Source organism: Arthrobacter sp. NicSoilB8, from assembly GCF_019977355.1.
Taxonomy (GTDB): domain Bacteria; phylum Actinomycetota; class Actinomycetes; order Actinomycetales; family Micrococcaceae; genus Arthrobacter.
Genome location: NZ_AP024655.1, coordinates 771,692 through 792,838, shown reverse-complemented (window position 1 = coordinate 792,838; position 21,147 = coordinate 771,692). Strand labels below are relative to the sequence as shown.

Sequence of the window (21,147 nt, the reverse complement as noted above, 5' to 3'; positions counted from 1 at the left end):
GCGGGTGCCCCTCCTTTTGCGTGCGCGTGGATGCCGGGTGTTTAGGGCCCCGCCGGTGGGGATCCGCCCTTAGGGCCCCGCCCTTAGGGCTCGAACTTGTATCCCAGCCCGCGCACGGTGATCAGGTACCGCGGAGCGGAGGCATCCGGCTCGATCTTGCTGCGCAGCCGCTTGACGTGGACGTCGAGGGTCTTGGTGTCCCCGACGTAGTCCGAACCCCAGACCCTGTCGATCAGCTGGCCTCGGGTCAGGACTCGGCCGGAGTTCCGCAGCAGCATCTCCAGCAGCTCGAACTCTTTGAGCGGCAAGGCGATCTGCTCCCCGCCGACGCTCACCACGTGGCGTTCGATGTCCATCCGGACGGGACCGGCCTGCACCGTGCTGGAGACAAGCTCCTCCGGCTCGCTCTGGCGCCGCAGGACGGCCCGGACCCGGGCCACGAGTTCCCGAGAGGAGTAGGGCTTGGTGACGTAGTCGTCGGCGCCCAGCTCGAGCCCCACCACCTTGTCGATTTCCGAGTCCTTGGCCGTCAGCATGATCACGGGCACGCTGGAGCGCTGCCGGAGCTGGCGGCACACCTCCGTGCCCGACTGGCCCGGCAGCTGCAGGTCCAGCAGCACTAGGTCGGCGCCGTTGCGGTCGAATTCCGTGATGGCGTCCAGTCCGTTGTCCACCACCTCCACTTCAAACCCTTCTTTACCCAACAGGTACGACAGGGGGTCGCTGAAGGACTCCTCGTCCTCGACAATAAGAATCCTGCTCAAGCGCTAGCTCCTTGCTCATGGACGCCGGCGGCGTCACGTCGTTGCGGTCTGGTGTCCTGGCTGGATGGGCGGGCGGCGGCTTTGCCCGCCTCGGCGGCGTCGCCGTCGTCCTGGCCTTCCATCTCGGGAAGTCGAATGGTGAACGTGGAGCCCTGGCCCGGCTGGGACCAGAGGGTCACCTCGCCGCCGTGGTTGGAAATGACGTGCTTGACGATGCTCAGGCCCAGACCGGTGCCTCCGGTCTGCCGCGAGCGGGCGGCGTCCACCCGGTAGAAGCGTTCGAAGACACGCTCCTGGTCCTCGGGACTGAGCCCTTCGCCCTGGTCAGTCACCGAGACCGCCACGAGGCCGTCCTTGGCCCGGATGCCGATGCCCACCTTGGTGTTCTCCGGCGAGTAGCGGATGGCGTTGTCGATCAGGTTGCGCAGGGCAGTGACGAGGAGGTCCTGGTCGCCGTAGACCTTGGCGTCCGCGTGCCCGCCGACCACCAGCTTGATGTTCTTGGTCTCGGCCGGCAGCTGGGAGCGGTCCACTGCCTCACTCACCACCGTATTGATGTCCACCGGGCGGCCCTGCTGCGCTACGTTGGCGCCCTGAAGCCGGGAGAGCTCAATGATGTCCTGGACAAGGGCCGCGAGCCGCGTCGATTCCTTATGCATGCGCTTGGCAAACCGTTTGACGGCTTCGGGGTCGTCGGCGGACGATTCGAGAGCCTCCGCCAGGAGCGAGATCGCGCCAACCGGGGTCTTCAGTTCGTGGGAGACGTTCGCGACAAAGTCGTTGCGGACTTCCTCGGTGCGGGTGAATTCCGTCCGGTCGTCGGCCAGCAGGAGGATGTATTCCTCGGTAAGCACTGCGGCCCGGACCTGCACAACGATCGTTCCCTGGCCGAGCGGGCCGCGCGGCAGCTCCAGCTGCTTTTCGAGGATGACCCCGTCCCGCCGCACTTTGGCGGTCATTTCCAGGAGCTGCTGGTGCACCAGGGTGTGCCCGCGGACCAGGCCGTAGGCGTACGCGGCAGGGCTGGCGCGGACCACGCCGTCGATCGCGTCGACCACCACGAACGCGCGGCCGAGAACGGCGAGCACCTCAGCGGCGCCTTCAGGCAGGGTGGGGTCCTCGACGTCGACGTCGACAATGTGCCGCTGCTGCTCACTCACCCGGAACGCGAGTACGCCGAACATGCCAAACGAGAGGCCGATCAGGCCGGCGATCACGCCGATGAGCATTGGATCCACGGCTCCAGCTTATGCTCTGCCGCGAGGCCGAAACGGAAATCTCCTGCGAAACGGGCGCCGGTTCAGCTAACGTTCACCTATTGGGGCGTAACAGTTCACCGGGCACTGAAAGAGTTGAGCGTTGGAGCGCCGGTAGGTGAACCGAAATAGGCCCGCCACTTCGATTGCAGGCAATATTTCCGAGGAAAGGACGCACACGTGCGTAAGGTTTTTCAGGAGGAGCTCGCCCAGGTACGGGAACAGCTCGTCGAGATCTCAACGCTGGTCACAGAGGCCATCGACAAGGCCACGACAGCATTCCAGGGCGCCGATATCGACCTCGCCGAGGACGTGATAGCCGCCGATGCCCGCATCGACTTCCTGCAAAACAGTCTTGACGAGCGCGCCATCGACATCCTGGCCCTGCAGGGTCCCGTGGCGAGCGATCTGCGCATGCTCGTTGGCTCGCTCCGGATGAGCGCCTCGCTGGAACGCATGGGCGACCTCGCCCGCCACCTGGCCCAGCTGGCGCGTCTGCGGTACCCCGCCACCGTGGTCCCGGATCAGCTGAAGGAAACCTTCAAGAGCTTCGCGGAACAGGACCTGCTGATCGCGCAGAAGCTCACTGAGCTGCTGGCCACCCGCGACCTTGGCGTTGCCCGGGACATCATGAAGGCCAACAGCACCGTCAACGATCTGCACCTGAGCGTTTTCAAGGCAATCGCGCGCAGCGACTGGCACGAGTCGGCCGCCACCACTGTGGACGTTGCACTGGCCAGCCGCTACTTTGAGCGCTTCGCCGACCACGGCGTCTCCGTGGCCCAGAAGGTCACGTACCTGGTCACCGGCGCGTGGCAGCCGAACACCATCGAACACATCTGACGCGGGCCAACCGCTGACACAACGACGGCGTCCGGTCACCTTGGGGGTGGCCGGACGCCGTCGTTTGTTCTGCACTGTGTTCTGCGCTTCGCGCGGTGCGGGTACCGACTACTTCTTGCCCTGGTTGGCGACTGCCTTGATGGACTCGGCGGCGGCCTCGGGGTCGAGGTACGTGCCGCCCGGGTTCAGCGGCTTGAAGTTCTCGTCCAGTTCATAGACCAGCGGGATGCCGGTGGGGATGTTCAGGCCGGCGATGTCTTCGTCGCTGATGCCGTCCAGGTGCTTGACCAGGGCCCGGAGCGAGTTGCCGTGGGCGGTCACCAGGACGGTCTTGCCGGCCTTGAGGTCGGCCTTGATGTCCGATTCCCAGTACGGCAGCAGCCGGATCAGGACGTCCTTCAGGCACTCGGTGCGCGGGACGGCGTCGCCGAGGTCCTTATAGCGCGGGTCCCCCACCTGGGAGAACTCGGAATCATCGGCCAGGGGCGGCGGCGGGGTGTCGTAGGAACGGCGCCAGGTCATGAACTGCTCCTCGCCGTACTCAGCGAGGGTCTGGGCCTTGTCCTTGCCCTGCAGCGCACCGTAGTGGCGCTCGTTCAGGCGCCAGTCGCGCTTGACGTCGATCCAGCCGCGGTCGGCCTTGTCGAGGGCCAGGTTGGCCGTGTTGATGGCCCGCTTCAGCCGCGAAGTGTAGAGGATGTCGGGGAGGATGTTGTTCTCCACGAGGAGCTCGCCGCCGCGAACCGCCTCAGCGCGGCCCTGGTCGTTCAGGTCAACGTCCACCCAGCCGGTGAACAGGTTCTTGGCGTTCCATTCGCTGTGGCCGTGGCGCAGCAGAATCAGCTTGTAGGTCATGGTTTTCATCCTAGCCGAGCCCCCGCGGGCGGCGCAGAGCGTTACACCGCGCGCTCTTCACTGCAACGCGGGGTCACCTCGCGCCCGTCCCGGGGCCCGGCATGGGCCGGATCTGACCCCGCGTTGCAGTGAAGGGTGGGGGCGGGGCGTGGAGGATATGGTGGGTTTGTGGTGCAAAAGGCTGAACGGGTGCTGGCCCCCCGGAACCAGGGCGGGGCGGGAAGCGGCATGCGGGGCGGCCGGCCCGTGGGAAACGTGACCAGGGGAACCACGAACCCCAACCGGATGCGCCGCGTGGACCGCTGGCTGACCGGGCCGCAGGCCTGGCGGCTGCGCGCCGCGGCCGATCCTCTCGCCGTCGACCTCGGCTACGGCGCCTCGCCGGCCACCGCCGTCGAACTCTTCGAACGCCTCTCGGCCGTCCGCGCGGACATGAAGGTGGTGGGGATCGAGATCGAACCGGAGCGTGTCCGGCAGGCCAAGGCGCTCGAACAGCCGGGCCTGACGTTCCAACTGGGCGGCTTTGAGCTGCCCGTGGCCGGAAGCCCCGTGCTGGTCCGCGCCTTCAACGTGCTGCGTCAGTACGAGGAAGCCGACGTGCCCGGCATCTGGCGGCTGGTGCAGGGCCGTCTTGCCGCGGGCGGACTGTTCATCGACGGCACGTGCGATGAAATCGGGCGTCGCGCCGCCTGGGTGGCGCTCGACGCCGAGCGGCCGCTGAGCCTGAGCGTGTCCATGCGGTTCGGCGCCTTTACGCTGCCCTCCGACGTCGCCGAACGGCTGCCGAAGGCCCTGATCCACCGCAATGTGCCCGGACAGAAGATCCACGCCTACCTGCAGGCGATGGACAAGGCCTGGCTGGAGGCGGCTCCGCTGGCGTCGTTCGGCAACCGGCAGCGCTTCTCGGCCATGTGCCGGGCGCTGCTGGATGCCGGCTGGCCCGTCCAGGACGGCCCGTCGCGCTGGCGGCTCGGCGAAGTGACGGTCGGCTGGGAGGCCGTGGCGCCGTGGAGTTAGCCGGCAGTGGTCACCAGGGCCCGTAGGGGCCCATGTTGCGGCCCCGGCCATGGCCGGCGTCCTTGACCGCGGGGCGGACGTCGGCGAGGTACACGGACGCTGCCGTCACGGCTGCCAGTCCGAAAATTCCGAGCGAACTCGCGCCGCCGCTGCTGCCCAGCTGCGAGAGCAGGGAGAACAGGCCAACCGCGAACGCGCCGCCGGTCAGGGCCAGCCAGAAGGTCTTGGTCCGCTTCGACACTGCCTCGAACGCGTTGGCCTTGTGCCGAAGGCAGTCGAAAAACGCCCATGCCTCCAGGGCAAAGGCCACGACAGCCAGGACCAGGTAAACCCCGGATTCGACAAAGGAAATAAGTATGCGTCCGTCCACTCCCCCAGCCTAACCGTCCAGAGTCCCCAACGCCTGTTCCAAATCGGCCCAGAGGTCTTCCACGTTCTCAATTCCCACGCTCAACCGGACCAGATTGTCCGGCACGCTCTCCGGCTCGGCCGTGTGCCGGCGCCGGCGTTCGATCAGGGATTCCACCCCGCCCAGGGACGTCGCGGGAAGCCAGAGGTGCAGGGCCCTGATCATGCGGTCCGCCGCCTCCGCGCCGCTGCGGCCTGCTGCCGGCGCCACCTCGATGCACAGGATGGAACCGAACCCCTTCATCTGTGCCTTGGCACGTTCGTGGCCGGGGTCCGAGGCCAGGCCGGGGAAGCGGATCCCGGCGATCCGCGGGTGCCCGTTCAGCCGTTCGGCCAGGACCTGCGCCGACGCCTGCGAGCGTTCAATCCGCAGCGCCAGGGTGCGGAGCCCGCGCAGCGCCAGCCACGCCTCGAACGGTCCGGCGATCCCGCCGTGGATGGTGCGGTGGTGCAGCAGGGCGGCGCGGAGACCGGCGTCGGACGTCACGAGCGCACCGAGCACGACGTCGGAGTGGCCGGAGAGGTACTTCGTCACCGAATGCAGCACGACGTCGGAGCCCAGGCTCAGGGGCTGCTGCACCAGCGGCGTGGAAAAGGTGTTGTCCGTGACGACGATCGCGCCCGCCTCATGCGCCGCGGCGGTCAGGGTCCGCATGTCCGCGATGCCGAGCATGGGGTTGGTGGGGCTCTCGAGCCACAGCATGCTGGCGGCGCGGCCGCCGGCCGGCGCAAGCGCGGCCATGACGGCACCGGTGTCCGCGATGTCCACCGTCCGCAATTCGAGGAAGCCCTTGGCCGCCAGTTCGGTGGCCATGGTGACCGATCCCGCGTAGCTGTGCGACGGCATCACGAGCACGCCCTGGGCCGGCACCAGGGACAACGCTGAACTGACGGCGGCGAGTCCCGAGGCGTAGAGCAGGCCCGGCAGGTCCGCGCCTTCCAACTGGCCCAGGGCCTCTTCGAACGGGTCCCACGTGGGGTTGGAATACCGGCCGTAGCCGCGGTCGCCGTCGCCCAGCGGCCCCGTCCCGAAGTAGGTCGAGGACAGCACCAGCGGCGGGTTGACCGGTTCGTCGCGGGTGCGCGGCGGGCGCCCTGCCGCCACAACCAGGGATTCCGGCGAAAGCGTTGCGGCCAGTTCATCAGAGAGACTCATGGAGACAGGGTACGCGGGCGCCGCGCATGGCACCCAAGCCGTTACGCCGCAGGCCCCAAGCAGACTGCAGTGTCAGTGATTGTCGGTAGTCTAGAACCGTGACTACCCAGAGCCCCGGAGCGTCCCCTCAACAGTTGTCCGGCCTGTTGCCTCGACTGTGGCCCGGACTGTTCATCGCCTTCGAGGGCGGAGACGGCGCCGGCAAGTCCACCCAGGCGGCGGAACTCGCCAAGGCCCTGGAAACGAGCGGCTTCACGGTGCTGCGGACCCGGGAACCGGGCGGCACGCCGATCGGCGAGAAGCTGCGCTCCCTGGTCCTGGACCACGGCCACGGCCACATCGACGCCCACACCGAGGCCCTGATATTCGCGGCGTCCCGGGCCGCGCACGCGAGCCAGGTCATCCGGCCCGCCCTGGAACGCGGCGAAATCGTCCTGACGGACCGGTACATTGACTCCTCGGTCGCATACCAGGGTGCAGGCCGCGGCCTCGGGACGGAAGCGGTCCGGGACATCAACGCCTGGGCGACGTCGGGCCTGCAACCGGACCTGACGGTACTTCTCGACGTCGAGCCCGCCGTCGGCCGGCAGCGGCGCACCGCCGGCGACGCCGCCGAAGACCGCCTCGAGTCCGAGGCCGACGAATTCCACGCCAAAATCCGGACAGCCTTCCTGGACCTGGCCGCGGCCCGGCCGGAGGCTTATCTGGTACTGCCCGCCCGCCTTCCCGTCGCCGAGCTCGCCGCACGGATCTTCGAGCGCGTCGAGTCCCTGCTGGCCGTCACCCAAAGCAGCTCGGCATGAGCGTCTGGGACGACCTCCAGGGCCAGGACGCCGTCGTGGCCCAGCTGCGGCAAGCGGCCCAGGGCGACGGGCTGACGCATGCGTGGCTTTTCACCGGACCGCCCGGTTCCGGCCGCTCCAATGCCGCGAAGGCCTTCGCCGCGGCCCTGAATTGTGACCAGGAGGACGTCAGTCTCCGCGGCTGCGGCGAATGCCCGGCATGCCTGACCATCCTCGGCGAAACCCATTCCGACGTCGCATTCGTGCGCACGGAGAAGGTCACCATCACCATCGACGAGGCGCGCGAGCTCGTGTCCACCGCCGGGAACCGGCCGTCGTCGGGCCGGTGGCGGATCATCGTGGTGGAGGATGCGGACCGGATGGCCGAGCGGACCACCAACGTCCTGCTCAAGGCCATCGAGGAACCCACGCCCCGCACCGTCTGGATGCTCTGCGCCCCCTCCCCCGCCGATGTCCTCGTGACGATCCGCTCCCGCTGCCGTCCGGTGGCGCTGCGGCTACCGCCCGCCGCCGACGTCGCGGCCCTGCTGGTCAAGCGCGACGGCGTGGACCCGGCGGTTGCCGAGCGCGCCGCCCGCGCGGCACAAAGCCATGTCGGGATCGCCCGCCGCCTGGCCCGGGACCCGGAGGCACGGGAGCGCCGCCTCGAGACCGTGCGCTTTCCGCTGTCACTCCGCGGCGTCACGGCAGCTGTGATGATGGCCGAAAAGCTGGTCAAGATCGCCACTGAGGAAGCCACCAGCTCGAATGACGAGCGCGACGCCGCCGAGAAAACCGCCCTGCTGGCCACCCTCGGGGCACCCGAAAGCGGAACGCTGCCGCCGGCCATGCGCAGCCAGGTCAAGCAACTCGAGGACGACCAGAAACGCCGCGCCAAACGCTCCGTCACCGATTCCCTTGACCGCACACTGACGGACCTGTTGTCCTTTTACCGGGATGTCCTGATCATCCAGATGGGGAACGCCGTGGAACTCGTCAACCTTGAACTCAGAAGCGAGCTCGTTGAGTTCGCCTCCCGTTCCACCGCCGAAGTGACCCTTGCCCGCATGGACGCCATCAACAAGGCCCGCAAACGGATCACCACTACCAACGTGGCGCCGCTGCTGGCCATCGAGTCCATGGCTTCCAGCCTTATTTGACGGCCCAGGCCACTCCAACGATCATCTTCGCTTTCGTTCCTATTCCTCCAAGGAGAACCGCATGAAGCCTGCTCGACCCCAGTCCGCAAGATCCCGATCACTGGCGATCGGCATGCGGGCAGTCGGCGCCGTGGCCCTGGCCCTCACCCTGGCCTCGTGCACCCTCTTCGGCGGCGGAAGCGGCGGCGGGTCGAGCGCCGCGCAGCCGGGGGCAGCTTCGGGGCAGGCGGATCCCTCGATCGCCGCCGCGGCACCGGCGGAACTGCGCAGTTTCTACTCCCAGCAGATCGACTGGAAACCCTGCGAGGGGGGCGCCTTCCAGTGCGCCAAGGTCAAGGTTCCGCTGGACTACAGCAAGCCTGACGGCGACCACATTGAACTTGCTGCCATCAAGCTCGCCACGAAGGGCGACAAGAAGGGCACCCTCCTGGTCAACCCGGGCGGCCCGGGCGGCTCCGGTTACGACTTCGTCAGGGACGCGGCCAACACCAACATCTCGGACAAGGTCCGGTCCGCCTACGACATCATGGGCTTCGACCCGCGCGGCGTGAAGCGCTCTGCTCCCGTCACGTGCCTCACGGACCCGGAACGCGACGCGTCCCGGGCCAAGACCTACGCCCTGGACACCGACGCCGGGCTGGAAGCGGCCCTTGCCGACAACAAGGCCATTGCAGCCAAGTGCGTGGCGAAGACGGGTCCGGTCCTGGCCCACATCGACACCGTCAGCGCCGCCAAGGACCTCGACATCCTCCGCGGAGTGGTCAACGACGCGAAGCTGAACTATCTGGGCTACTCCTACGGAACGCTCCTGGGCGCCACGTACGCCTCGCTGTTCCCGGACAACGTCGGCCGCCTGGTCCTCGACGGCGCCCTTGACCCGTCCCTGAGCTACGAGGACCTCACCAGCGGCCAGGCCGTGGCCTTCGACAAGGCCCTCCACTCCTATGTCGCCAATTGCCAGCAGAGCAGCGGATGCCCGCTCACGGGAAGCACCGAGGAAGGCGTCCAGCAGATCCGCAATGCCATCACTGCCGCCGAGGCCAATCCGTTGCCGGCGAAGGATGGCCGTAAGGTCTCGGGGTCAACATTCGTCAGCGGCCTCATCATCCCGCTGTACAACAACGACAACTGGCCGATCCTCACCCGGGCGCTCGCGACGGCCCTGGCCGGCGACGGGACTGGCATGCTGCAGCTCGCCGACTTCGGCGCCGACCGGGACCCCAGCGGCACCTACACCTCGAACAGCTCCTTCGCGTTCAACGCCATCAACTGCCTGGACTACCCGATGGCGTCCGACACCGCGTCCATGCGGGCCGAGGACCAGAAGCTGCGCATGCTCTCGCCCACCCTGGGCTACTACTTCGCCTATGGCGGAAGCAACTGCAAGGACTGGCCGTACAAGAACGTCCGGACCCCCGCCCCGGTTGAGTACAAGGGCTCGTCCCCGATTGTTGTTGTGGGAACCACAGGCGATCCGGCCACCCCCGTGGAATGGGCCAGTGCCCTGCGCAAGCAACTCGGGAATGCCTCGCTGCTGACCTGGAAGGGCGAGGGCCACACGGCCTACGGCCGCTCCAACAGCTGCATCGGCAACGCGGTCGATGAGTATCTGGTGGACGGTAAAGCCCCGGCGGACAACACCGTCTGCTAGGGCCCTTCGGCCAGCCCCGCGGGCAGCCGCGGACGCTCATTTTGACCCGGACGCCGGGACTCTATTACAGTTATCTCTTGCATGATCCGCCCGGTTCGCCGGGCTTTCATGTGGTTGCTTCCTTAGCTCAGTTGGTAGAGCGTCTCACTCGTAATGAGAAGGTCGCCAGTTCGATTCTGGCAGGAAGCTCGGACAAGACCCCCGTATCCCCGCTGATTCAGCGGGAATACGGGGTCTTTTGTTTGTGACGGTGGGATGCCCTCGGCTCATCGAAGTGCCATCCAGCCTGATGGCCGACCGGCAGACCATCCAGTCTGGTTCGTCGACCGGCTAGCGTCATGGAGAAGCGTCCGAACTGGAATGGGCAGCAATAAGGGACAAAATGCCCGCGCGCGAACCTACGCGTAGCTCAGGCTGAGGAGCACCGACTTAAGCTGGGCGTACCGTCCGGTTTCCATCCAGGCATTCGCGGCGGCCGGCGAAGCAAAGGCCAGTGTGGACGGCGAACCGGACAGGACGACCCAGGCGCTCAGGACCCCGTTGGGCAGCAGGATCTGGTTGGAACCTGAAGAATCGGTCGTCGCCAGGAACTCCCTGGCATTCCGGACGTCCATGAAGTAGTAGTAGCTGCCGTCCAGGTACTCGTCATAGGCGAAGCCGAATTCCGTGGCTTCCCCTGCCATGTTGGTGATGCCGGGCACGGGTGCGTGATCAAGAATGGTCCGCCTGGCCGGACCGGCGGCGCCGTCGCCGTACATGCCGCTGTAAATGCGGGCCACCTCGGCGCCGGACTCGTCCTTGATGGTGGCGTCGTAGGAGGTCTTCTGGGCTTCCGCGTTGAGGGCCGGACCGGGTTTGACCGTGACGGTCCAGTCGGCCGGGTACGTGAAGGAAATGTGGCCGTCCGGGAAGGTGAACGTCGCCATCGGTGCAGATTGGCGGGTCTCGGAAGCCGGCGCCGCCGTCTCACTGGCTGCCGGTGCACCGGTAGCCGTGGCTGCCACGCTGGGCGAGAGCTCCACGGTGGCGGCCGGCGGACTCAGGGGCGTAGCGTTCGGCTCCGTGCTCGCCCGCGGGACGGCGCAGGCCGCGGCAGTGAGCAGGACGCCCGTCAGGGTCGCGGCGGCCCGCAGGCAAGTGATGCGTCTTTTCAAGTTGTCCCCCAATTTGAGTGCGGGCTGCGAGCCCGGGCTGAGGAGCGTCGATCATTGACCCGCTCCAGCATTAATAGTGCTCCGGTTTTACCCATCTGTCGCTTGCTTCGAAGGTGAGTTTCGCGCTCAGCCAGTCAAGCTGACGTCCGATCCCGAGACCTTTCATGCCCAAAAGGAAGGACGACTAGATTCATCACTTTGGGCGGCCCGGGGAGTCCAGCTTCGGCGCTGAACGGGCTGATCTGATCTTTCGCGAAAGCGTCGTAGAACTCCTTCGTCTCCCATAGGTCAGTGATGAGGATCCTGCCGTCGGTAGCGGCCGCCCCGTGTCCGAAGGCGCCGGCCGGCGCTGGCCCTTCCGCGAATGAACCACTTTGCCCAGTATTTCCTCCTGTGCCATGCCGGTGCCACGGGGTCCTGACCTGCGTATTGTCTTTTTCCGGGCAGTCCGCCAGCCTTAGGGAATGGAACGGCCCGGCCACAGGCTGATTGGCCGCCGGCAGGCAGCCCCGCCGGTGGGGTCCGGCGGCCATCCCCGCCCGCGGCGTCGCCCGCTATGGGGTCCGGTGGTCGGATTCGGCCTCGTCAGCCTCGCGACGGACATGGTCTCCGACGGCGCCCGCCCGCTGGGAGGTCCACTGCTTGCCCAGCTCGGCGCGTCCGCACTGTTCGTGGGCCTCGTGACGGGCGCCGCGGAGGCAGCATCCCAAGGGCTGCGGCTGGTGTTCGGTCCCTGGGCGGACCGCACCGGGAAGTACTGGACCTTCACGATGGCGGGGTATGCGCTCACGGTTGTGTGCGTCCCGCTTCTGGCGGTAACACCCCTGGCGGGTTCCGCCGGACTGGCCCTGGCGGCTGTGCTCATTATCGGGGACAGGGTTGGCAAAGCCGTGCGGAGCCCGGCGAAGACCGTCCTGCTTGCTGCCGTTGCCAAGCCGGTTGGCCGGGGCCGAGGCTTCGCCGTCCACAAATCCCTGGATCTGGCCGGGGCGCTCCTGGGCCCGTTGCTCGTCTCGGCGGTCCTGGTTGCCACCGGCTCACTACCGGCGGCGTTCGCGGTGCTCGTCATTCCGGCGGTGACGGCGCTGGGGATTCTCGTGTGGTTGCGACGCCGGATCCGGGATCCGGGTGCGGACACCGAAACGCTGGACGCCGCCCCCGCCGGCCTTCCCGCCCCGGGCACCGCCGAGCCGGGCCTCCCCGCGTCGGCTGCATCGCCGGTTGCCGCACCGGATCCGGCGCACGATTCGGCGCACGGCGCGGTTCCGGGGTCGGCGCCGGTCCGTGGGCCGGCCGCCGGCCTGCCGCCGTCGGCGTTCTCCGGGGTCTTCATATTGTTTGCCGCGGCCGCATTCTTTTGGAGCGCCGGCCTGGTGGCCTTCGGCGTCATCTCGTATCACTTGACGGCCGCCGTCGCGGTCCCCGTCTCGCTGGTTCCGCTGCTATACGCCGGTGCCATGGGGGCTGCAGCCGTCGGGGCCCTCACCAGCGGGGTCCTCTACGATCGTGCCGGCGCGGCCGTTCTCCTGGCGCTGCCCGTGCTGATTGCGGGGGTGCCGGTTCTCGCCCTGGCGCCGAGCGCCGGGCTCGTGGTGGCCGGCGTCCTGATCTGGGGCGCCGCCACGGGCATCCAGGACTCCACGGTCAAGGCGTTGGTCGCCGATCTTGTGCCCCAGCCCCGGCAGGGCACGGCCTACGGGGTGTTCGCGGCGTTCGAGGGCGCCGGAGCGTTGGCCGGCGGCGCGTTGTACGGGGCGCTCTACGGCGCGCGGCCGGCGCTCATCATGGCGGTGGCGGCGCTCCAGGCGGCGGCTTTGGTTCTGCTGCTGGTGACGCTGCGCCGGACCCGGCTGTCAGCGGGCCACGGGCCGCCTGGTGGGCGGACCGAGAGGGGGCACACCGAGCGGGGGCGGACTTAGCGCGCCCAGACTGACGCCGCGCCGGAATGGCCCGTAATGATGCTCTGGTAAATGAAGAAGCCGCCCGCCACGGCACCGGCGACAAGGAGCACACCCCTGACAAGACGGCTTCCGCGAAGACTGCCGAGGAACGCCAGACGCCGGCTAAAGGGCTCGTACGTGACCACCAGCATCGCCGCGACGAGGACAAAGAAGATCACGGAAACCACTTTGAGCACATCGCCCTGCTGGGCGTGCTCGTGAACCAGGGCCGACGCCGGACGGGCCTTCTCCAGCTGCTCGCCTGCCTGCGCGGTCAAGAGTGACACCGGAACCAGCCCCAGCGACAACACGCCCAGGGGCCACGCCAAGTAGCCCCACCAGCGCGGTGTTACGGCATAGATGATGGCAGCCAGGCCCGCGATCGGCGCGAGCACCACCACGGCGTGGACGAGCAGGACGTGGGCCGGGAGCCCGCCAATTTCGATCAAGTGAACACTCCTCAAGGACGTGGTGCCGCCGGGTCTCAGGACGGGCGCGCGAGCTGGAACTCGCTGCGGGGCCGGGGCTCCTATGATTCTTGCATGGGAACCCGGGAACTCGCGGGCATTGCCGGACCGCTGTACGCGTTGCCGTATGGCGAGTTCGTGGCGGCAAGGACGGCCGCGGCCAAGGACATCAGTTCCCTTGGCATCACCGCCGCAGAACAACGCGCCCTGGCGGCCGAAGTGCGCGCCCTGCCCAAACCCTCCGTGGCGGCCTGGGCGGTGAACATGCTTGCGGCGCACCATCCGGAAATCCTGCGGGAGCTGGCGGAGCTGGGGACCTCGATGCAGGCCGCGCAGTCCGCCCTGGATGCAGCGGACCTCCGCCGCCTCGCGCAGCAGCGGCGTCGGCTGCTGGCCGGAGCGGTAACGACGGCAGGTGTCCTGGCGGCGGAACAGGGCCGGGCGGTCAGTGCGACAGTGGCGTCAGAAGTGGAGCAGACCCTGCGGGCCGCCACGGCCGACCCGGCGGCCGCAGCCGCAGTGCAGAGCGGCTGTCTGCTCCGGGCGCTCTCAGCGGACGGGGTCGACGTCGTCGATCTCGCCGGCGCGGTGGCTGTCCCCGGCATCCCGGGCAGCCCGGGCAGCGCGGGCAGCGCGGGCAGCGCGGGCAGCGCGGGCAGCGCGGGCAGCGCGGGCAGCGCGGGCAGCGCGGGCAGCGCGGGCAGCGCGGGCAGCGCGGGCAGCGCGGGCAGCGCGGGCAGCGCGGGCAGCGCGGGGGCCACGGGAACGGGAGCTGACGGCGGCGCACGGGAAATCGCCGACGGCGGGGCACCGGGCGGCCGGAAGGCGGAACCGCCGGCCCGGGCTGCTCACCGCAGCGATACTGCCGGCGGACAACGGCCAGCGCAGAAACCCCTGCTCCAGGCCGTTGGCAAAGTGCAGAGGGTGCCATCGCCGTCGGCGCTGGAACGTGCGCGGGCCGGCCTCCTGGCGGCGTCAGAGTCCGCCACCGCCGCGAACGAGGAAGCCCACAGGGTGGCGGCGGAGCTGGCTGACACGGCGGCGGAAACCGCCCGGCTAGCCGATGAGGTGCGCGACCTCAGGGGGCGTTTGGAGCTGGCAGAAGCCGCGCTCAAGCAAGCACGGAAGCGTCACGAGCTGGCAGCGGCGATGGCGCAGCAAACGGCACGGGCCGCCGACCGGGAACGCCGCAAGGAAGTCCTGGCCCGGGAACGCGTGCTTCGGCTCGGCAACACGCCGCAGGGCTGAAGCCTTACTGTCAGAGGTCGGTTGCACACTGGAATCATGGAGAACAGCCAAGATTTCAACCCAGATTTCGACCACGATTTCAACCGGGGTTTCCAGCACAGTTTCCAGCAGGATCCAGGCGACGCAGGGGCTGGCGGACTGTATTTCACAGTGACCTACCTCGACACGGACTGCGGACGCATCCGCTCCGAGAGCTTCGATGACGCTGCCGCCGCGGACCGCTTCGCCAGCCGGTGCGTTGTGGGCGAAGACGGCTGGGCCGTCGTCGATGCAGTCCAGGTGAAAGAGCGCCGCGCCGCCGCCTGACTCCGGCCGGCACTTAAAACGGCCGGGCGCGGGTCAGGACAGCAGGAAGGGCCTCCACCTGTGCGGGTGAAGGCCCTCAGCGAACGCCGCCCGGCCCCACCGGCTGTGGCCGGTGGAGCGCGGTTCCGGCGTCTGGGGACTGTCGCTTAGGCGAAGTCGGAGACGGCCGGGTCCGGGCCGATCCGTCCGGCGCCTTCGGCGGAACGGTCCAGTCCGTCGATGGCCTGGATGTCGGTCTCATCGAGGGTGACGTTCAGGGCCGCGTAGTTTTCGCGGATCCGGGACTCAGTCACCGACTTCGGGATGACCACGTTGCCGATCGCCAGGTGCCAGGCGATGACAACCTGGGCCGGCGTGGCACCGTGCTTGGCGGCAATCTGGGAAATGACCGGGCTCTCGAGCAGCTCGCCGCCCTGGCCCAGCGGCGACCAGGCCTGAGTGAGGATTCCCTTGGAAGCGTTGAATTCGCGCAGTTCAGCCTGGTTGAAGAACGGGTGCAGTTCGACCTGGTTGATGGCCGGAACCACGCCGGTCTCATCAATCAGGCGCTGCAGGCCCTCCTTGGTGAAGTTGGAGACGCCGATCGTCTTGACGCGGCCCTGCTTCTGGAGCTCTATGAGGGCCTTCCAGGTGTCAACGTACTTGTCCTGCTTGGGCTGCATCCAGTGGATCAGGTACAGGTCCAGGGTTTCGAGGCCCAGCCGCTCCATGGACTCCTCGAATGCCTTCAAGGTTGACTCGTAGCCCTGGTCCGCGTTCCACAGCTTGGTGGTGATGAAGATTTCCTCGGGCTTGAGGCCGGAGCGCTCAATGGCGCGGCCCACCCCTGCCTCGTTGCCGTAGATCTTGGCGGTGTCGATGTGGCGGAAGCCGGCCTCGAACGCCTGGACAACCACCTTTTCGGCCACGTCATCTTCAACCTGCCACACTCCGTAGCCAAGCTGGGGGATGGTGTTGCCGTCATTGAAAGTCAGTTCCGGTGAAAAAGTCATACGACTATCCTGCCGGTATCGGCGCTGCCCGGCTAGCGCCAGGGCGAAGCTAAGCTAGGCGCGTAACCGGGAATACCTGGAATACCTGGAATACCGCAGAGTACCGCTGGATACCGGGGCATGCAGGCCATACCGGGAATACAGGCACACGGGCACACGGCGGAACGCCATGACGGGCCGGACTAGCGGCGGGGCCCCTTCCGAACGTTCCGGAACTGCGTTCAGGCCGGCGCGGAACCGCCGCCAGCCTCCGCAAGCCGCCGTTCGGCGTCGTGGACGTGTTCCAGTACGGATTCGGCGCGCCGCCGCACGGACGCCGCGCCCGCCGGGACGGGGCCCACGGCGAGGCGGAGCATCGCGGCCGCCTCCGCCGTCATGGCGAGCGAATTGCCTGCCGTGGAGAGGGCGCGGTGAACCCCGGCCAGTGGTCCGGGGATATCAAGTCCATTGCTGGGAAACCGCCGCTGGGCCTCCACACAGATCTCCCGGACCCGGGGCGCGAGGGCGGAGAGCTCGTTGGCGATGTCGACCAGCTCGCCGTACAGCGTCTCGTCCTCGACGCCCTCGAGGACCTGATGGTAGCGGTCCAGCCCGCGGTTGAAGCGGTCATGGGCGCGCCGCCAGAGGCCCTTGCCGAGTTCGGCGTCGTCCCTGCGTCCTTGCCGTGCTGTGCTGAAGAAGCCCAAGGTCGCGCTAGAGGTACTGGCCGGGACCGTGGTCCGGGTCCGCGGGTTCGGGGGGCTGGGAGGGGTCGGCACCGCGACGGGGTGCGGCGGCGCGGACCGGTTCGCCGTTCTCCCCGATGATGACGCCCGGCGCGATCACGGTTCCCGGCGGCAGCTGGCGCAGCTGCATTTGGGCGTAGGCGTGCTCCCGGGCGGCGTGCTGGGCCGCGATGGCGGTCTGGATGCCGTGGAAGAGCCCCTCCAGCCAGCCGACCAGCTGGGCCTGGGCAATCCGAAGTTCCGCGTCGGAGGGGGTGGCGTCCTCCGGGAAGGGAAGGTTGATCCGTTCGAGCTCCTCCACGAGCTCCGGGGCGAGGCCGTCCTCGAGCTCCTTGATGGAGCGCTCGTGGATTTCGGCCAGCCGCACCCTGGCTGCATCATCCAGCGGCGCGGACCTCACCTCGTCCAGCAACTGCTTAATCATCGTGCCGATCCGCATGACCTTCGCCGGTTGGTCCACCAGGTCCTGAAGTTCGCTTCCCCGGGGCGGCCTGGGCCCGGGTCCGCTGCGACCGCCGGGCGGCACCGCATCCGGTGACGCAAGGGGCGTGCCGGCCAGCGGCAGGGTGTCCTCCACAGGGGTGCCTTCGACGAGTGCGTCGTCCACAGGGGTGCCCTCGACGAGTGCGTCGTCCACAGGGGTGCCCTCGACGGGTGCGTCGTCCACAGGGGTGCCCTCGACAGGCACATTGTCGGCAGTTTGGGCTCCGGACTGAGTGTCGTGCTGAGTGTCGTGCTGATCGCTCATGGCTTCATACTCTCATGCGCCCGGCGACGCGAACCCGGCGTCCGCCGGAAGCGGAGAGGCGCCGTCGGACACGCATGTGCCCGACGGCGCCTCTCCCCCGGTACTGCCGGTGTCTCGTTTCAGCCGCCCAGCTGGTCCGGGCTGCCCTTCCATCGCCGCCTCAACAGCACAGGCTCAGCAACACCGGTTCAACAGCACCGGCTCAGCAACGCCGGTTCAACAGCACCGGCTCAGCAACGCCGGTTCAACAGCACCGTTCAACAGCACTGCTCAACAGCACCGCCCCTGGGGGCTGATGTCCTGCCGGTCGGTTCGGTCCCGCCAGAACTCCCGCTCGGTCAGGGGCGGTCCGGTGTGGCCCGAGGCCTCGTGATGCGCCAGGTACTTCTTGTACGCGTCGGCGCCCAGGACTCCGCCGAGGTACTCGGCAACTCCGCGGAACCCGGCCAGGACCGCGTTCATGTCCGGCTCCGCATCAGTGGTGTCCGGACTTTTCGAGCCGCTGCCCGGCCGCGAGTTTGTTCCACTCGGCCACGAGCTCGCGCTCCGCGGCGGTGGGAATGAACCCGGCGGGGGCGAAAACGCGGGAGGCCTGGGCCGGGTCTTCGTGTCCGGCGCTGGGGAGCCCCGCGGCCGTGTTCCGCAGCGCCTTGATGGTTGCAATCACGGCAGTGATGATGACGATGATGCTCAGCACCACGAAGATGATCGACAGCCACCCCTGGATCATGGTGTTGCGGACCACGGCCTCCATGGCCGCCTGGGTCTTGGCGGTGCCGAAGGACGTCTTGCCGTCCGCAAGGGCCTTGGCGAAGGCTGCGTTATTGGCGAAGTAGCCCACGGCCGGAACCGGCGAGAAGATCTTATAGAAGCTCGCCGTGATGGTCACGACGGCGGCGAACGCCAGGGGCACCGCCGCGATCCACAGGTACTTCAACGCGGTGCGCTTCGCGGCGATGGCCAGACAGACCGAAAGGGCGATGGCCGCCAGGAGCTGGTTGGCGATCCCGAACAGCGGGAACAGGGTGTTGATGCCGCCCAGCGGGTCGGTGACGCCCATGATCAGGACGGCGCCCCAGGCCGCTACCATGATGGCGGTGCAGAGCCACGCGCCCGGGCGCCAGGAGTGCTCCTTGAACTTCGGGACGAAGTTGCCGATCGAGTCCTGGAGCATGAAGCGGGCGACGCGGGTTCCGGCGTCGACGGCCGTGAGGATGAACAGGGCCTCGAACATGATGGCGAAGTGGTACCAGAACGCCATCATCGCGGTGCCGCCGATGAACTGCTGCATGATGTGCGCAAGGCCGACGGCGAGGGTGGGCGCGCCGCCGGAGCGGGACACGATGCTTTGCTCCCCCACGTCCTTGGCCGTCTGCGCGAGGTCGCCGGGCGTGATGCTGACGCCGGACAGGCCCAGGCTGTTGACCCACGCGGCCGCTGTCTCGACGGTTCCGCCGGTCAGCGCCACGGGGGCGTTCATGGCGAAGTAGATGCCGCGGTCAATGGAGATGGCGGCCACGAGGGCCATGATGGCGACGAAGGATTCCATTAGCATGCCGCCGTAGCCGATCAGGCGCGTCTGGCGCTCCTTTTCGATCAGTTTGGGTGTGGTGCCGGAGGCGATCAGGGCGTGGAAGCCCGACAGCGCGCCGCAAGCGATCGTGACGAACAGGAACGGGAACAGGGCGCCGGAGAAGACCGGGCCATTGTCCCGGCTGGCGTACTCACTGAACGCCGGCACCGTGATCTCGGGGCGGACCACGATGATGGCCAGGGCCAGCATCACGATCACGCCGATTTTCATGAAGGTGGAGAGGTAGTCGCGGGGGGCCAGGAGGAGCCAGACGGGGAGGATGGCCGCGATGAAGCCGTAGACGATCAGGCCCCAGGCGATGGTGACCTTGTCCAGGTGGAAGAACGCGGCACCCCACTCGGTGCCTGCCACTGCGCCGCCGCCGATGATGGCGGCCATGAGCAGCACGAAGCCGATCAGGGAGACCTCCATGACCTTGCCCGGCCGGATGTAGCGCAGGTACACGCCCATGAAGAGGGCGATCGGGATGGTCATGCCCACCGAGAAGACGCCCCACGGGCTTTCGCCCAGGGCGTTGACGACCACCAGGGCGAGGATGGCGACGATGATCACCATGATGAGCAGCGTCGCGATGAGGGCGGCGGTGCCGCCGATCACGCCGAGTTCCTCGCGGGCCATCTGGCCCAGGGAGCGGCCGCCGCGGCGCATGGAGAAGAACAGGACGAGATAGTCCTGAACGGCGCCCGCGAGGACGACGCCGATGATGATCCAGATGGTGCCGGGCAGGTATCCCATCTGTGCCGCGATGACCGGGCCCACCAGGGGACCGGCGCCGGCGATGGCGGCGAAGTGGTGGCCGAACAGGACGTTGCGGTCCGTGCGGACGTAGTCCTTGCCGTCGGCCTTGTATTCGGCTGGAGTAGCGCGGCGGTCGTCGGGCTTGAGCAGGTAACGCTCAATGACCTTGGAATAGAAGCGGTAGCCGATCAGGTACGTGCAGACCGACGCGAACACAAACCAGATGGCGTTGACGGTCTCGCCGCGGATGATTGCGAGCATGAACCAGGCGATTCCGCCCAGCAGAGCAATGGCCGCCCACAGGGCGATTTTGCCGGGGGTCCAGGTGCGGTCCGCCGAGTCGCGGACGGACTCATCCACCGACGTTGGCGGTAGGGACGGGTCCGGAACGATCCCGTCGTCGAGTTGTGCGGTGCCGCGCATTCCGCCTGGTGCGATGCCTTGCGTGCTGTCGCCTTGTGTGCCGTCTGGCATTGTGCCCATGTCTCCTCCTTGAGAAACCCAACCGGGCAGTCCGGGGGTACAGAACTGCCCCCCGCACCCTACCAATGGGTCCGCGCCCCGGGGCCGCCCCCGCCCCCGGCGATGCCGACGGTGCGGCGAGCGGTCGGCATCGCGCGGTGAACGGTCACGCTTCACGGGCTGCCGGGCGAGGCGGCGCAACCCTGTTGGCCACCGGGCATTCGCGCGGCCCCGAAATCACCACGGGGCAGGGACACGGGCTGGGCTACGGGCCGGGCTACGGGCCGGGCTACGCCTGGAGGTTGCTGAGCTGCATCAGCCGGGCTTCGCAGAGGTCCAGCCAGCGCACTTCGGCCTCGGTCTGGAAGACCAGGGAGTCCAGCACCAGGAGCCTGGCGGTATCGGCGGGGCGCTGAAGCGCGGCAGTGTCGCGGCGGGACTTGGTGTATTCCTGCAGGGCGCGGATGGAGACAGCCCGCTGGGCCTGGATGATGGCCCCGACGTCGGTCCCGGGGATGGTGAGACCAAGGGCGAGCTTGATGGCGAGTTCGTTCCGGGGCGGATTGGTCCGGGAGACCGGGGCCGTAAACCAGTCGTGGACTTCGGCCCGGCCAGCCGGAGTGATGCTGTAGATGACGTGCCCGTCGCCGTCGCCGCCGTCATTGCGGACCAGCCCGTCGCGTTCCAGCCGGTCAAGGGTGGTGTAGACCTGCCCGATGTTCAGCGGCCAGGACGAACCGGTGCGGTCCTCGAATTCGATCCTGAGCTGGTAGCCGTAGCGCGGCCGGTCCTGCAAGAGTGCGAGCAGACTGTGACGGATAGACATGGCGCTCCCGGAGGTCACGAAACCACACAGCATACACGCGCCCCAAGACGCGTGT

21 protein-coding genes and 1 tRNA gene are annotated in these 21,147 nt (G+C 68.0%); 9 read left to right on the top strand and 13 right to left on the bottom strand.

Annotation, left to right across the window (positions count from 1 at the left end):
* Nucleotides 1-83: 83 nt before the first annotated feature.
* Together LDO15_RS03665 and LDO15_RS03660 are read right to left on the bottom strand one after the other, a co-directional pair.
* On the bottom strand, nucleotides 84-764 hold the full coding sequence (locus tag LDO15_RS03665; RefSeq protein ID WP_091255327.1) for a response regulator transcription factor: 681 nt from the start codon (nucleotides 762-764) through the stop codon (nucleotides 84-86).
* Nucleotides 761-1,993, bottom strand: a complete 1,233-nt coding sequence (locus tag LDO15_RS03660) for an ATP-binding protein (protein ID WP_223987048.1) — start codon at nucleotides 1,991-1,993, stop codon at nucleotides 761-763. Before LDO15_RS03660 ends, LDO15_RS03665 begins: the two co-directional genes overlap by 4 nt.
* 207 nt (nucleotides 1,994-2,200) lie before the next feature.
* Between LDO15_RS03660 and phoU the strand changes: the two genes are divergently transcribed.
* A complete protein-coding gene (phoU, locus tag LDO15_RS03655) occupies nucleotides 2,201-2,863 on the top strand; it encodes a phosphate signaling complex protein PhoU (protein ID WP_223984124.1) in 663 nt (220 codons plus the stop codon).
* A 108-nt stretch (nucleotides 2,864-2,971) separates the two neighbouring features.
* Here phoU and LDO15_RS03650 read toward each other — a convergent pair whose 3' ends face one another.
* Nucleotides 2,972-3,718, bottom strand: coding sequence for a phosphoglyceromutase (locus tag LDO15_RS03650; RefSeq protein ID WP_223984120.1), 747 nt, complete (start codon nucleotides 3,716-3,718; stop codon nucleotides 2,972-2,974).
* A gap of 228 nt (nucleotides 3,719-3,946) precedes the next feature.
* On the opposite strand from LDO15_RS03650, the gene LDO15_RS03645 reads away from it, so the two are divergent.
* Entirely contained in the window at nucleotides 3,947-4,735 is a 789-nt protein-coding gene (locus LDO15_RS03645) for a class I SAM-dependent methyltransferase (RefSeq protein ID WP_223987046.1), read from the top strand.
* A gap of 10 nt (nucleotides 4,736-4,745) precedes the next feature.
* Here the strand turns inward: LDO15_RS03645 and LDO15_RS03640 are convergent, their stop codons facing one another.
* Nucleotides 4,746-5,105, bottom strand: coding sequence for a DUF2516 family protein (locus LDO15_RS03640; protein ID WP_223984117.1), 360 nt, complete (start codon nucleotides 5,103-5,105; stop codon nucleotides 4,746-4,748).
* Between the two features lie 9 nt (nucleotides 5,106-5,114).
* Nucleotides 5,115-6,299 (bottom strand): aminotransferase class I/II-fold pyridoxal phosphate-dependent enzyme, encoded by a 1,185-nt coding sequence (locus tag LDO15_RS03635; RefSeq protein WP_223984114.1) that lies wholly within the window; start codon nucleotides 6,297-6,299, stop codon nucleotides 5,115-5,117.
* Between the two features lie 146 nt (nucleotides 6,300-6,445).
* On the opposite strand from LDO15_RS03635, the gene tmk reads away from it, so the two are divergent.
* From tmk to LDO15_RS03615, 4 genes are all read left to right on the top strand, one after another.
* Entirely contained in the window at nucleotides 6,446-7,102 is a 657-nt protein-coding gene (gene tmk / locus LDO15_RS03630; RefSeq protein WP_223987044.1) for a dTMP kinase, read from the top strand.
* Complete coding sequence (locus LDO15_RS03625) at nucleotides 7,099-8,241, top strand: DNA polymerase III subunit delta' (protein WP_223984111.1); 1,143 nt, start codon at nucleotides 7,099-7,101, stop codon at nucleotides 8,239-8,241. Before tmk ends, LDO15_RS03625 begins: the two co-directional genes overlap by 4 nt.
* Before the next feature lie 61 nt (nucleotides 8,242-8,302).
* On the top strand, nucleotides 8,303-9,892 hold the full coding sequence (locus LDO15_RS03620) for an alpha/beta hydrolase (protein WP_223984106.1): 1,590 nt from the start codon (nucleotides 8,303-8,305) through the stop codon (nucleotides 9,890-9,892).
* A 116-nt stretch (nucleotides 9,893-10,008) separates the two neighbouring features.
* A tRNA-Thr gene (locus tag LDO15_RS03615) sits at nucleotides 10,009-10,081 on the top strand.
* Nucleotides 10,082-10,290: 209 nt separating this feature from the next.
* Here the strand turns inward: LDO15_RS03615 and LDO15_RS03610 are convergent.
* Nucleotides 10,291-11,046, bottom strand: a complete 756-nt coding sequence (locus LDO15_RS03610; RefSeq protein WP_223984103.1) for a hypothetical protein — start codon at nucleotides 11,044-11,046, stop codon at nucleotides 10,291-10,293.
* A gap of 464 nt (nucleotides 11,047-11,510) precedes the next feature.
* Between LDO15_RS03610 and LDO15_RS03605 the strand changes: the two genes are divergently transcribed.
* Nucleotides 11,511-12,965 (top strand): MFS transporter, encoded by a 1,455-nt coding sequence (locus tag LDO15_RS03605; protein WP_223984100.1) that lies wholly within the window; start codon nucleotides 11,511-11,513, stop codon nucleotides 12,963-12,965.
* On the opposite strand, the gene LDO15_RS03600 is transcribed toward LDO15_RS03605, so the two are convergent.
* Entirely contained in the window at nucleotides 12,962-13,435 is a 474-nt protein-coding gene (locus LDO15_RS03600) for a hypothetical protein (protein ID WP_223984097.1), read from the bottom strand. The two genes, LDO15_RS03605 and LDO15_RS03600, sit on opposite strands and share 4 nt — an antisense overlap.
* A 93-nt stretch (nucleotides 13,436-13,528) precedes the next feature.
* On the opposite strand from LDO15_RS03600, the gene LDO15_RS03595 reads away from it, so the two are divergent.
* Both LDO15_RS03595 and LDO15_RS03590 read left to right on the top strand, forming a co-directional pair.
* A complete protein-coding gene (locus tag LDO15_RS03595) occupies nucleotides 13,529-14,701 on the top strand; it encodes a hypothetical protein (RefSeq protein ID WP_223984094.1) in 1,173 nt (390 codons plus the stop codon).
* 36 nt (nucleotides 14,702-14,737) lie between these two features.
* On the top strand, nucleotides 14,738-15,007 hold the full coding sequence (locus LDO15_RS03590) for a hypothetical protein (RefSeq protein ID WP_223987707.1): 270 nt from the start codon (nucleotides 14,738-14,740) through the stop codon (nucleotides 15,005-15,007).
* Nucleotides 15,008-15,153: 146 nt separating this feature from the next.
* Here the strand turns inward: LDO15_RS03590 and LDO15_RS03585 are convergent, their stop codons facing one another.
* The 6 genes from LDO15_RS03585 to LDO15_RS03560 all read right to left on the bottom strand — a co-directional run bounded on the left by LDO15_RS03585 (nucleotide 15,154) and on the right by LDO15_RS03560 (nucleotide 21,092).
* Nucleotides 15,154-15,999, bottom strand: a complete 846-nt coding sequence (locus LDO15_RS03585; RefSeq protein ID WP_223984092.1) for an aldo/keto reductase — start codon at nucleotides 15,997-15,999, stop codon at nucleotides 15,154-15,156.
* A 221-nt stretch (nucleotides 16,000-16,220) separates the two neighbouring features.
* Nucleotides 16,221-16,685 (bottom strand): hypothetical protein, encoded by a 465-nt coding sequence (locus tag LDO15_RS03580; RefSeq protein WP_223984090.1) that lies wholly within the window; start codon nucleotides 16,683-16,685, stop codon nucleotides 16,221-16,223.
* A gap of 7 nt (nucleotides 16,686-16,692) precedes the next feature.
* Nucleotides 16,693-17,472 carry a bacterial proteasome activator family protein gene (locus tag LDO15_RS03575; RefSeq protein ID WP_276572939.1) on the bottom strand — a complete coding sequence of 260 codons (780 nt, stop codon included), beginning with the start codon at nucleotides 17,470-17,472 and terminating at the stop codon, nucleotides 16,693-16,695.
* A 270-nt stretch (nucleotides 17,473-17,742) separates the two neighbouring features.
* Nucleotides 17,743-17,934 (bottom strand): YbdD/YjiX family protein, encoded by a 192-nt coding sequence (locus LDO15_RS03570; RefSeq protein ID WP_223984087.1) that lies wholly within the window; start codon nucleotides 17,932-17,934, stop codon nucleotides 17,743-17,745.
* Nucleotides 17,935-17,947: 13 nt separating this feature from the next.
* Nucleotides 17,948-20,227 carry a carbon starvation CstA family protein gene (locus tag LDO15_RS03565; protein WP_223987039.1) on the bottom strand — a complete coding sequence of 760 codons (2,280 nt, stop codon included), beginning with the start codon at nucleotides 20,225-20,227 and terminating at the stop codon, nucleotides 17,948-17,950.
* A gap of 328 nt (nucleotides 20,228-20,555) precedes the next feature.
* Nucleotides 20,556-21,092, bottom strand: coding sequence for a PadR family transcriptional regulator (locus LDO15_RS03560; RefSeq protein WP_223984084.1), 537 nt, complete (start codon nucleotides 21,090-21,092; stop codon nucleotides 20,556-20,558).
* Between the last annotated feature and the right edge of the window lie 55 nt (nucleotides 21,093-21,147).